The sequence below is a fragment of the Rhizobium altiplani genome (genome assembly GCF_001542405.1).
GTDB classification, from domain to species: Bacteria; Pseudomonadota; Alphaproteobacteria; order Rhizobiales; family Rhizobiaceae; genus Rhizobium; species Rhizobium altiplani.
Genome location: NZ_LNCD01000015.1, coordinates 1 through 11,221, shown reverse-complemented (window position 1 = coordinate 11,221; position 11,221 = coordinate 1). Strand labels below are relative to the sequence as shown.

General features: G+C 53.4%; 7 protein-coding genes and 5 pseudogenes. 4 read left to right on the top strand and 8 right to left on the bottom strand.

Translation table 11 applies throughout. The features are described from left to right. Positions 1-293: pseudogene (locus AS026_RS39145) on the top strand (DDE-type integrase/transposase/recombinase); the annotation flags it as partial. 549 nt (positions 294-842) lie between these two features. Here AS026_RS39145 and AS026_RS44380 read toward each other — a convergent pair. Beyond that, entirely contained in the window at positions 843-1,502 is a 660-nt protein-coding gene (locus AS026_RS44380) for a RolB family protein (RefSeq protein WP_037076792.1), read from the bottom strand. Positions 1,503-2,090: 588 nt separating this feature from the next. Between AS026_RS44380 and AS026_RS39140 the strand changes: the two genes are divergently transcribed. Further along, positions 2,091-2,780: a RolB family protein gene (locus tag AS026_RS39140; RefSeq protein WP_081593621.1), complete on the top strand. Its 690-nt coding sequence runs from the start codon at positions 2,091-2,093 to the stop codon at positions 2,778-2,780. A gap of 1,020 nt (positions 2,781-3,800) precedes the next feature. Here the strand turns inward: AS026_RS39140 and AS026_RS03185 are convergent. After that, a pseudogene (locus tag AS026_RS03185) lies at positions 3,801-4,363 on the bottom strand (DDE-type integrase/transposase/recombinase); the annotation flags it as partial. A gap of 63 nt (positions 4,364-4,426) precedes the next feature. Here AS026_RS03185 and AS026_RS03180 point away from each other — a divergent pair. Continuing rightward, positions 4,427-5,479 carry an IS110 family RNA-guided transposase gene (locus AS026_RS03180; RefSeq protein WP_007538768.1) on the top strand — a complete coding sequence of 351 codons (1,053 nt, stop codon included), beginning with the start codon at positions 4,427-4,429 and terminating at the stop codon, positions 5,477-5,479. 215 nt (positions 5,480-5,694) lie between these two features. Here AS026_RS03180 and AS026_RS39135 read toward each other — a convergent pair. Both AS026_RS39135 and AS026_RS44120 read right to left on the bottom strand, forming a co-directional pair. After that, a pseudogene (locus AS026_RS39135) lies at positions 5,695-5,976 on the bottom strand (transposase); the annotation flags it as partial. Between the two features lie 1,494 nt (positions 5,977-7,470). Then, positions 7,471-7,872: pseudogene (locus AS026_RS44120) on the bottom strand (transposase); the annotation flags it as partial. 10 nt (positions 7,873-7,882) lie between these two features. Between AS026_RS44120 and AS026_RS39125 the strand changes: the two are divergent. Further along, positions 7,883-8,062: pseudogene (locus AS026_RS39125) on the top strand (Mu transposase domain-containing protein); the annotation flags it as partial. A 71-nt stretch (positions 8,063-8,133) separates the two neighbouring features. Here AS026_RS39125 and AS026_RS03170 read toward each other — a convergent pair. From AS026_RS03170 to tnpA, 4 genes are read right to left on the bottom strand one after another with little or no spacing between them, the layout of a single operon-like run. Then, on the bottom strand, positions 8,134-8,697 hold the full coding sequence (locus AS026_RS03170; RefSeq protein WP_062368490.1) for a UPF0149 family protein: 564 nt from the start codon (positions 8,695-8,697) through the stop codon (positions 8,134-8,136). Next, positions 8,694-10,268, bottom strand: coding sequence for an IS66 family transposase (tnpC, locus tag AS026_RS03165; protein ID WP_028749712.1), 1,575 nt, complete (start codon positions 10,266-10,268; stop codon positions 8,694-8,696). Before tnpC ends, AS026_RS03170 begins: the two co-directional genes overlap by 4 nt. A gap of 48 nt (positions 10,269-10,316) precedes the next feature. Next, on the bottom strand, positions 10,317-10,673 hold the full coding sequence (tnpB, locus tag AS026_RS03160) for an IS66 family insertion sequence element accessory protein TnpB (protein WP_028749713.1): 357 nt from the start codon (positions 10,671-10,673) through the stop codon (positions 10,317-10,319). Further along, on the bottom strand, positions 10,670-11,140 hold the full coding sequence (gene tnpA, locus AS026_RS03155) for an IS66-like element accessory protein TnpA (protein ID WP_062368489.1): 471 nt from the start codon (positions 11,138-11,140) through the stop codon (positions 10,670-10,672). The genes tnpB and tnpA overlap by 4 nt, the downstream gene beginning before the upstream one ends. Positions 11,141-11,221 lie beyond the last annotated feature (81 nt).

Sequence of the window (11,221 nt, the reverse complement as noted above, 5' to 3'; positions counted from 1 at the left end):
CAAACGGAGCATCACCGATAAGCTCCGCTCCTATGGTGCAGCAAAGGCGGAAGTGGCACGGCCTTGACCATTGGTCGCACAAGGGCCTCAATAATGAGAACAGCCATCTGCCGTTTCGAAAACGGGAACGAACCATGCAAGGCCACCAATCACAGGCACGTTGCAACGGTTCGTCTCCATGCACTCAGCGAACCGTAATTGCTTTTCAGTTCCGTCCCGTCGCCGCGCAAACAATTCGCTACCTGTCAAGCGAAGCTTTCGATGCATGGAAAATTGCGGCCTGTGTCAACTGAATATCCACGCGCCGCTGACCTTTTCAGGCAGAGAAACTTAACGTAACAACACCGGCGACAGGATATATCCTGATGTAGATGTTGCCTCGGCTTTGGACGCGGCCACTTGGCAACTTACGCGCTTCGCGTCAAATGAAAAACGGAAGCCTGCCGGCTCGTGTCAGGCTGCTGACAAAGCCCGCGCCTTAGGCCCGTGGGCATAAGCTCTGTGTTCCAGAATTAAAACAAGAGAATTGGAAATATGTCGCAATAATACTAAGATTAGCAGTTCCGAGGCAGACTATCGGTTACAGCATAATTATACAATAAATTATATCACAACTATTCGCGCATAGTGGCTCTGTTCGCCTCAGAATAGATCGATGCAAAAAATAAAATCGTAAAAACTGACTGAACTTTATTTCTAATAAGAAACGTGTACAACGAGCATCGCACCAAGAAAGCAATAACAGCACAGAAACTGAAAAAGCAACGATCATAGAGACATAATCCTGAAGTAAGTCATAAAACAACTATCATCAACCTCTAGGGCGGCCATAAATGTCGGTATTAGTTAGGGTGATGTCGCGCCCGCATACTAGCCAGCACATCAAAGCTGCCAAAATACTTCCTGCTGTGAAAGCCCCCTCCTTCAGCACGGAAGAGCGGCGTCCAGGGGACGGCGAGACACCTCGTAATGCTGGTGCGCCTCACACCCTGGCATCCCAGTGATTGATATTTGCTGACCACTGACCGAAGCGACGGAAAAGAGGCATCGGTAGCATACGGCGGAGTTTCATATGCAAGCATCCTTGCTACCCCCTGATCAGAGAACCGAAAGCAAGAGGAAATTGAACCAAGATGTTGACGTCGGACGGAAGAAACTGACTCTTCATCAACGTAGACATACAACACTTTAGGGCTTGCCGAAATTGGCTCTAGGACGTGCTCGGTCGGGTTGTTCATGCATGCAATTTGGCGGAACGATTCTAAGAGATCGTCAGTCTCAACTCCGCTGAGCCCCTCATGCCAACTTGGGTCTGCATCATAGATTTCATCCGACTCCAATGTATCGGCATAGTCGTTTTGCGCTGGCACAAGCTCATTCTCGAGAAAGCTCTCATACCTCCAAACGATTTCCTCGAAAACAGGTCGCAGTAGACCCCATTCATTAATATCATCTAGAACGGCACCTTGAAACCTCGGTCGGTCAAAAGCCGGAAAGCTCATTATGAGTGGGAGTGTTAAATACGACGCCACGCTGATCTGTGGCCGTGTTTAGTACAGCAGGTAATATTTATAGAGGGGAGAAGTATAAGGATATTAGCATAGGATACCGCGGCTCGTCTCTTCTCAACAATAAAGGGGCGCTCAAGAGTAACCGGTCCAATTATTGAGGTGGGAGTTCCTACACGCCAAAAGCCAGTTTGCCCCAGCGGAGTGACATCTTGTGCAGCAAATGACCTTCGGCATACCCCAAACCGGCAGGAGAAATTCTGATAGCGATTTGCAGAACGCTTAAGTTGTTCCCTTTGAACCACAGCGATAGGCCACGGCTGCGCAAAAGCTGAGAGTCTACGCGGCAGAAGGGGCACATTCCAAAGATGCCTTNNNNACCGAAAGGGCAACAACTCTGCCGATTAAATTATAAAAATTGGCGGTCCAACAAGGAAGAGCACCACTCTTTAATAAACGTTCATTTCAGAACCCTTCACAACAACCATTCTTCTTCAACATATTCCTTCTTGGCACAACTACACCGTAAGCGCGCCCATCGCCGCACTTTCTGAGGCACTGACGCAACTCGGTTTGCCGAAAATGGGATCATGCTGCAGCAGCGGGAACTCAACAGCAGATCGCACCAGCCTTCCGGTTTATGAGCGCCCACGCTTTCGTGGCTCGAATATTCTTTCGCCAACCAGCAGAGAGAAATTGAAAAAAAGACTAGATCACGACACGAGTAAATACAGTGAATTTCTTACCCGTCTGTTAGGTGCGCAATGCACTTGGAATTTTAAGGCGGAGTTGCGCGGATTTAATAGCGAATCAGCGGAGGTTTTCTCGCAATATCCATGCATGAACCATTGGGCCGGCAGCAATGAATTGGAACAAATCGAGATGAAGGAGGAGCAGGCGGAGTTGTTGTACATATATATGCCGGAAGCGAATGCGAAAGCATGTCTGCGAGCACAAAGCCTGGATGACATCCCAGATCATATGAGATTCTTAGATCACGATGGTCAAAGGAAGATACTGGCGGTGGACATACCACCATATGCGGCTTACTCCACCATAGAGGCGATCGTGGAAAGGTACCATAGTGTTGGATGCGGCATAGTCGAAGATAGCGACATTGAATCTTGCCTCGTTATTCCAGCTACTAATTGGTTCTACTATGACAGCGATAAGTTCCTATTCAGACGCAGTGGCCTTGGCTCGTTTGACGTGATAGCTATCGCACCAGTACTGCTTGATGCTAACGTCGATTTTGAGGAGCTTAGTGAATAGGTTTCTAAGTTTGCACTTTGAATATTGTATTTTCGATTGTCAAATTTTACTATAAGTTGGCATAATCGCTGGAGCGCCATCGATGATGCCTTGGCGAATCAAACCGTATTGTGCATGTCTGGTCTTCATTAGTTGTTTGGATTTGGATTTTGATTTGTTGTTTATCTTTGTTTCTCAACGGCGGGAACAAATGGCGTGGTTATGATGTTGTAATTCGTTGAAGTTTAGTTCGACTTCTTTCGGCTAAACCCCTTGCTATATTTAATTTTCACTACGTGAGCAAAGTTTGATATACTATATAACCTGACGGGATTCATATAGGTCTTTCTTAGGCTTTCATTGTAACTTACATTCACGATATCAGGTCACTGTCGTTCACTAGAGAGACCTGTGCTCAACCGTCAAAGGCAAAAGAGTTGACCGGGCTCTGACAGCTGTACACCCTTTATTAAAACATCTCTGTTTGCTTCTTCCAGAAGCCATCACCTCCATAACCGTCGTCCAGGAAGGCTTTTTTTAGATTGTCCGGAGATCATGGTACCCCCAGTGGCCGGAGATCATGGTACCCCCAGTGGCGGAGATCATGGTACCCCCAGTGGCAGGATATATGATCGTGTGGCGTTTGTTCGTTTGTTCAAGTGTGAATGCGACATGACCTGAGACCCGGCTTCCCTCCATTTTTCGGGAGAGTCTTGGGTTTCAATCTGGCCTCAAGCGGCCTGTTTTTCCAGTGTCATTTTCATTGCGAACTCTTGGGCGTGATGTTGCCCAGCGATGAGTGTGGTCTATTTCTGTGGAGTGCGCCCCATTTCGCCGGACAGATCAGCTATTGAGACAATGCTTTGATGAACGTGAGCGTCCGGTGAGCCGGTTTTGGTTAGGTGGGGAATTCGCGCAAGTTACAACACAGATGATTCATTTGTGACGTAACAGGGTATTTATGGCCAAGGTTGAGATCCTGACGGGTGCCATTCGACATGGTCTCTTGGCACCATTTGAGGATCGCCATGCTGGTCATCTGGTCATCTCCGTGACGTTGTCGGAGACAATCGTCCTTGGCTTACCTCGCCTGCGATGAGGATGTCCAACTCCCGGGCAAGGCGAACGCCAGACAGCGATGTGTCTGCGACGAGGCACAGGCATTCGCGGGTGAAGTCGTCGACGACCGCCAGCACCCGGAAGCGGCGGCCGTCTGTGAAGGCGTCACTGACGAAATCCAGGCTCCAGCGCTCGTTGGGGTGTGAGGGCAAGGCCCAAGGTCGCCTTATTCCCAAAGCCCTCTTGCGACCGCCGCGCTTGCCCACAGTCAGCTTCTCTTCCCGATAAAGCCGCCGGAGCTTCTTCAGGTTCATGACGATCCCTTGCCGATCCAGCATGACATGGATCCGGCGGTAGCCGAAGCGCCGGCGCTCGGACGCCACCTTCTTCATCGCCTCAGGGATGGATTCATCGTCGGGCCTAACACTGCGATATCGCATGCTCGACCGATCCACCGACAGAACCTCGCACGCCCGACGCTGGCTCACCCCATGCTGCGCACAGACGTGAACCACTGCATCCCGCTTCACATCGGGCGTCACCATTAATGGGATGGTCCGTCTCGTCCTCCCGTAGCATCATGAGGCTGTCAAACCGAGGAGGTTGCAATGCCAAAACGCAATGTGCCGCGCCCAGCGGCTGTTTACGGAATTGATATTGGTAAGAACATATTCCACGTCGTCGGCCTCGGAAGCGACGGAGCGCCTGTCCAAAAGGTTCGCTTCCGACGGGACACGCTGCTTCAGTTCTTTGGACGTGCTGCGCCGGCTATCGTGGGTATGGAATCGTGCGCCGGCTCTCAATGGATTGCCAGGAAAATACAGGCGCTGGGGCACAAAGTACGCTTGATCCCGGCGCAATTCGTGAAGCCTTACGTCAAGTCGAACAAAAGCGACATCATTGATGCGGAGGCGATCGCCGAAGCAGCGACGCGGCCGACGATGCGGCTTGCGGCGATCAAGAGCGAAGAACAGGCAGACCTCCAAGCCCTCCACCGGGTGCGTGACCAGATGATCGGCACGAGAACACGCTTGATCAATCAAATGCGGGCCTTCTGTCTTGAATTTGGGATCGCGCTACGCCAAGGAGCTGGCCTCTTCAAGCTCGATCTTCCACACGTCATTGAAGACGCTTCGAACGATCTGTCTTTGGCGATGCGGAAGTTGCTTGCAAATCTGTTTGCGGATTTGCGCCAATTGGAGCACCGGATTGGTGACGTCACACGCGAGATCGAAGCTATCGCTAGTCGCGAGGATGCCGCACGACGGCTAATGACGATCCCCGGAATCGGAGCTCTAGGCGCAACTGCACTTCTCGCAGCCGTTGGCAGTGGTCGGCAATTTGACAAAGCCCGCGACTTGGCTGCATGGCTAGGCCTTGTCCCTCGAGAATACTCAACGGGTGGGAAGCACAAGCTTCTCGGCATCAGCAAGCGGGGAAACCGCTACGTTCGCAAACTTCTCGTGCATGGCGCACGGTCGTGCTTTCGGCATCTCGATCGGACGAAGGATCGACTGGGGAGCTGGCTCGACGGCCTTCAAAGCCGGATGCACCCAAACAAAGCTGTCGTTGCTCTTGCCGCTAAGATGGCAAGTATTGTCTGGGTTGTCCTGACCAGGCCTGGAGCACTATACGAACGCAGAGACCCTGCATTCGCCTGACGCTCCCGGCTCGATTGCAAGGCTCGGGAAGAGTGATGACGAAACAGTGGATCAACATGCCGTAAGCCCTGTGCAAAAAAGCGGGCTTCGTGCCCGAACCATTTATTGGGAACGGCGTGTGCGGATCTCATCATGGCCTGGCTGCAACCGCAGCCCACTTGCGAGAGGCCGGATACACTTATGCAACTGGAATCGTCATCTGCGATGTCGCGAACCTTGCACGGAGGCGACCATACATTTTTTGAAGCAACATCCTTTAGGATCGCGTTGTCCAGCATCGACTCGGTGAGCAGCTTCTTCAGCTTGGCATTCTCGTCCTCGAGCGCCTTCAGCTTGCGGGCATCGGACACATCCATGCCGCCATACTTCGCCTTGTATTTGTAGAAGGTCGCGTCCGAGATGCCATGCTTGCGGCAAATATCTGCCGTCTTCGCACCCGCCTCCTGCTCCTTCAAAATCCCGATGATCTGTTCTTCCGTGAACCGTAAACGCTTCATTCCGTCCGTCTCCTTGTTGCAACGGACTCTACCAAAATCTGGAGGAAGTTCAGGGTCTCAGGCCAGACACTATACGGTAAGCGGTTATGGGATGCCGTCGGCACATTGATCCCCCGCTTCACATCGGAGGAATGTGAACAGGATCTGCTCTAACCTCGCAGTCTTCCAGGATCAGGAAGCCGTCGCCCTTGGGCGAATGAAATCTGGGTAACTAAAAGCGTCCTCGGTTGCGTACGCAAAGGTCGGAGTAAATCCGACATATGATCAGCGGCGGTGATATCCTGCTGTAAACGTTGCCCTGTTTTTTTAGAACGCGGCAACTTGCGCTTTGCGCCAAAATGAAGACGGAAGCCTTACGGCTTCCGTCAGGTTGTGAATCCCGGGCATAACCCGGGTGGAGACTGGTTGTCTGGGTTATGAAGGCCTTATGGCCTCGATGTTCATTGTGAGCAAAATAAACCACTTCTGGTGGAGGTCCTACCACTTTCCTCATCGAGTTTGTAAATTATTATTATGATGTTGGGACTGAATCATTGCCTATTGGCGCGTATTACGACGGGTCTATCTTCCTTGGTAAAATAGGTTAATATGAAAGTAGCAAGTAAAACAAACTGGATTGCCCGGCTTTTATTGCAATAAGTAAAGGTACAATCACTCATACTATAGAGCGATAATGCAAACCAAAATAACCCAAAACCTTGATAATCAAGGACAAAGACACAACGAAGTAGCAATTGTAAACAACACGAAATCAAGCAGACCGAAAAAACATAACGCTACAGACTCGAGCAAGGCCACGACGACATGATCACCCCCCTATCGCTTTCCCCCAGGACACAACGTTGATGGCAGAGGGGCCTGAACCGTCAGGAACGGCGATAAACCAGGTAAGCCCGCGATTAATGCATTCACGCGGAGGGTCAGCCGGAGATGTGGCCGACGTCACCGAGGTGACGCCGGTAAGGCGGCGGTTGGCGACACAAAAACGTGCATCCGCCTCAGTCATGTATTTGTAGATGAGTCCGACGTTACGCTGCCCAGCATGGTTTTGGTACATAATCCTGCGGGCTTCGATCATGCTTGTCAGTGCGCCAGCAACAGTAGCATTGACCGGTTCTCCGACGATCCACGACATTGAGAGGAGGAGAGGCTGGAAATGAGATGAAAAGAAGGATAATTGTGTTCGTGAGGGATGGATCGAAAGTGCTGAGGCTTATAAAGACAAAGAGTGACCTTTACAGGCAGCTAGGGCCATTCCTCCTCGGTCTCAATTTCGACAGTGACATTTGATGGCTTTGCTTCGAACGGCAGCCAATCATTTTGCAGCAGAAAATGGCCTTTCGAAGAATTCAAGAATTCATCACTGTTGACCCTCGGTGGCTTACGCTGCTTATAGGTATTTCACAGGCTTTCGTTGTAGCCTACTATTCACGACATCAGGTTACTGTCGTTAACTAGAGAAACCCATGCTCAACCGTCAAAGGCAAAAGACTTAAGTCCAAGCCGAGCTGCAAAATCGCGCCCAGACCAGAAAGTCGTCATTGCTGGTGCAAATGCCTCAACCGCCAGCGCGATCATGGGACCGACACCCGGCATCGTCTGAAGAGGTGTTGCAGCGATACTATCTCTGGAGACATCGGTAAGTTGTGCCGTCCTGGTTTCGATACGGGCTGTCTTCTCTGCGATCTGCGCGAGTAGATCCCGGCATTCCTCCCGCACGACATCCGGCAAATCTATCGCTTCATCACAGATGATTGCATCAATGCGCTTGATATGGGCGATGCCCTGCGGAACGATCTGCCCAAATTCGTAGAGAACGGCTCGCAGGGCATTCACCAGTTCGGTACGCTGATGAACAAGCCGCTCTCGCCCCCGGAAGAGCACTGCTCTCGCTTGTTGATCCGGCGGCCGCGCACCGTTTGGACAACTACGCGACCTCGTGCGCAAAGTGCAGGCGGACTGCGCCATCGATCTCGACACGAACAGCTATTCCGTACCCTGGCGTCTCATCGGCGAGAGCGTCCAAGTCGTTGTACTGGCTGGCCGTGTAATTATCCGTCACGCTGGCCAGGTTGTGGCCGATCATCCGTGAGCGCAACGAATGGCCCACGGCTTTCGTGATTTGACTAAATAGGTTTCTGGCTTTCTGGCTCTCGGTCAGAACTTCTGCTTTGCCCGCTTCGGCATAAAATAGGTTCGGATATTGACGAGTGCTTCGGCGACGGCAGCAGCATCCTGGTGGGTCGCTTTCCGTTTTACCTCGCCGAGCTTGCGGATCGGCGCAATGATATCCCCAGTGACGGCATGACCTCGAAGGACAGGCTGCCAAAGCCTTGGCGCGTGTCGTGTTCCAATGAGAAAGCAGATGTCCCAATCAAATGGATCAAGGGTCTGATCATCGATCTGGGTGAACCTTGGCCGGTGGTCTTTCGGTCTCTCGGAAAGGCTTGCAGATATCCGATTATACTCTGCAACGATCGTCTGCACGGCCCGATGTTCGGTTGTTTCCATCGGCAGGTTTAGGGCATCCGGGCCGGTCAGTTCCGGGATCCATTGCCGTGGGTCGATGAACCTGGGGCCGATGATGAGGGCCGTAAGATAACCATCGAGTCTGCTCATTGACCAGATAGGCGATGGCGGACGACGTCTCCTGATAAAGGCTTCGAATGCGTCGTCATCGAGCTTCGGTCGCGGCGTCATCTCCTGGCTGTTCTGTGTCATGCCGCTTGTCGCTCCTGCTGTGTCATCGCTTCGCGTTCCGCCTTCCAGGCCCAAGGCAAAAGGCTCTCCATCTCGTTGGCTTTCACTTTGCCGGAGATGATGCGCTCCAGCACATCGGCAAGCCAGACGTCGGGGTCCACGCCGTTAAGCTTTGCCGTGTTCACGAGCGATGCCAGGACAGCGAAGGTCTTTCCACCCCGCTCGTTGCCCACGAATAATGAGTTCTTTCTCGTCAAAGCCACGGATTTCATGGAACGCTCGACGACATTGGAGTCCACCTCGATCCGGCCATCCTCTAGAAAGGCTGTCAATCCGCTCCAGTGGTTGAGCATGTAAGTGACTGCCTTGCCAAGTGCCGATTTCGACGACACCTCGTCGCTCAGTTCGGTGAGATGGACCTTCAGTTCTCTCATGATGGGAGCTGCCTCACGACGCCTGCCGCTAAGCCGGGTATCTTCATCTTCCCCTCGTAGTTTTGCTTCGATGCGATAGATTTCGGCAATCCTGGCAAGGATCGACAAGGCCTCCGAAGAGCCGGTCAGTTTGACGACGTCAACGAACTTTCGCCGTGCATGAGCGAGGCAGAAGGCCAGCCGCATGGGGGCAACGTTGCTCTTGCCGCGTCGTTTGACCATGGTTTTATAGGCTTGATATCCATCAACCTGAAGCACGCCGGCGAACGACGACAGTTGCCCCTCGATCTCGCGAGCGCTGCGGCTTTCGGCAAAAATGTAGGCCACCGCCGGCGGCGCCGGACCGTTCCATGGCCGATCGTCAACCGCTTGTGCCCATAACTGGCAGACCTTGGTTCGTTTGCGCCCCGGATCGAGGCGCGGAAGTGGCGTCTCGTCACAGAACACCCTCGGCTGCGAGCGGATGAAGGCGGTGAGTGCATCGTAGAGAAGTTCGAGCCACCAGGCGACCCGCGTGACCCATGCCCCGAGCGTACCGCGATCAATGATGACGCCGCAGGAGGCCAGCATCTGCGCCTGGCGATGCAGCGGCAAATGCCAGGCAAACTTCGAAACGGCGACATGGGCTGCAAACGCCGTGGTCACCATGCCGCCGTCCATGATGCGTGCTGGTGCGGGTGCTTGCACGATGCCACTCTCGCAAGCCCGGCATGCATAGCGTGGCCGGATCGTCCGTTTCACCCGGACTACTGCAGGCACGATGTCGAGCGCCTCGCTGACATCAGTGCCGATGCAATGAAGTTCGAACGAACAGCAGGGGCAAGTCTTGCTCGCTGGCTCGATGAGCTCGTCATAACGCGGAAGGTGTTTCGGCAAACGGCCGATATTGCGGGCTGGCGATCGCCGTGCCTGCGTTTTGTCTTCATCGACCGGCGCGACATCGTCATTGGCAGCAACGGGAATGTCGCCTAGATCGCCAAGATCGAGCATTGCCTGCGTTGGATCGATCGTCGTCATCTTCTCCGATTTCGTCCCGAAGAGCTGGCGCTCAAGGAAGGCAACGCGCGCCTTGAGATCGGCATTCTCTTCGTCGAGCGAGAGAATGATCCGGGTCAATTGCGCAGCATCCTGGGGCAAGGGATCGGGTCGAAGCGGCATGACAGACCCTACCACACGGGTCTGAATCTTCAAGCAAAACCAATAGGATCAGCCTGCTTTTGAGGGCCTCCTCACCGCGTTTCGTTTGACGCGCGTCCAGTCAATGCCGGCCAGCAAAAGCGAGAACTCCTGGGCACTCATCTGCATAGCGCCATCGCGGATCGGAGGCCAAACGAACTTGCCCGCCTCCAACCACTTCGTCGCTAGGATCATGCCTGATCCGTCCCAATAAATGCAGCGAAGCCGATCAAGACGCTTGGCGCGGAACACGAACACGTCGCCACAATAGGGATCGGCCGCAAGGGCTGACGCCACCAAAGCTACCAGGCCATTCATGCCGCGCCGGAAGTCGACGGGTTGCGTCGCAACCATGATCTTCACGCCATTTGGCGAAACTCCGATCACCGGCGCCCTCGCAACGCCGCTACCATCGCCTGCGCCAGTTCAGGCGCTACCGAGCCGATGACCGTCATGCGTGCGCCCGCAATCTCGATCTCAATTCGGCCAGCGAGAACCTCTGGGGCATTCGATGGCGAGCCTTCGTGTCGTGCGCCATCCCCAACCACTGTCACCGGCACGAACACGGCAGGCGGCAAACTAGTCTTTGCCGACCGTTGAGAGGTTAGTCCGGCTTCCCGTCGCCACACATTCAGCAAGCCGCGATTGACGCCCCAGCGCCTCGCAACAGCCGAAATGTTCACTTCAGGTTCTGCGCTCTCCGCGAGAATCCGCGCCTTCTCCTCGTCAGTCCAATTCCGCCGCTGCCGCCGACCGGTGATCACCTCGATCCGCCGATACTTTCCCTCATGCCTGGCTTCATGCATGCCTTCATCCATGACTTCAAGCATGGCATCAGCGCGATCTCCAACCATCCCGGTCCACTCCTATCAATGATAGAGCTTATCTCGAGGCCTCATTCACAAAAGAAAAGGTGGGCTGTTCGTCGCGCTCAC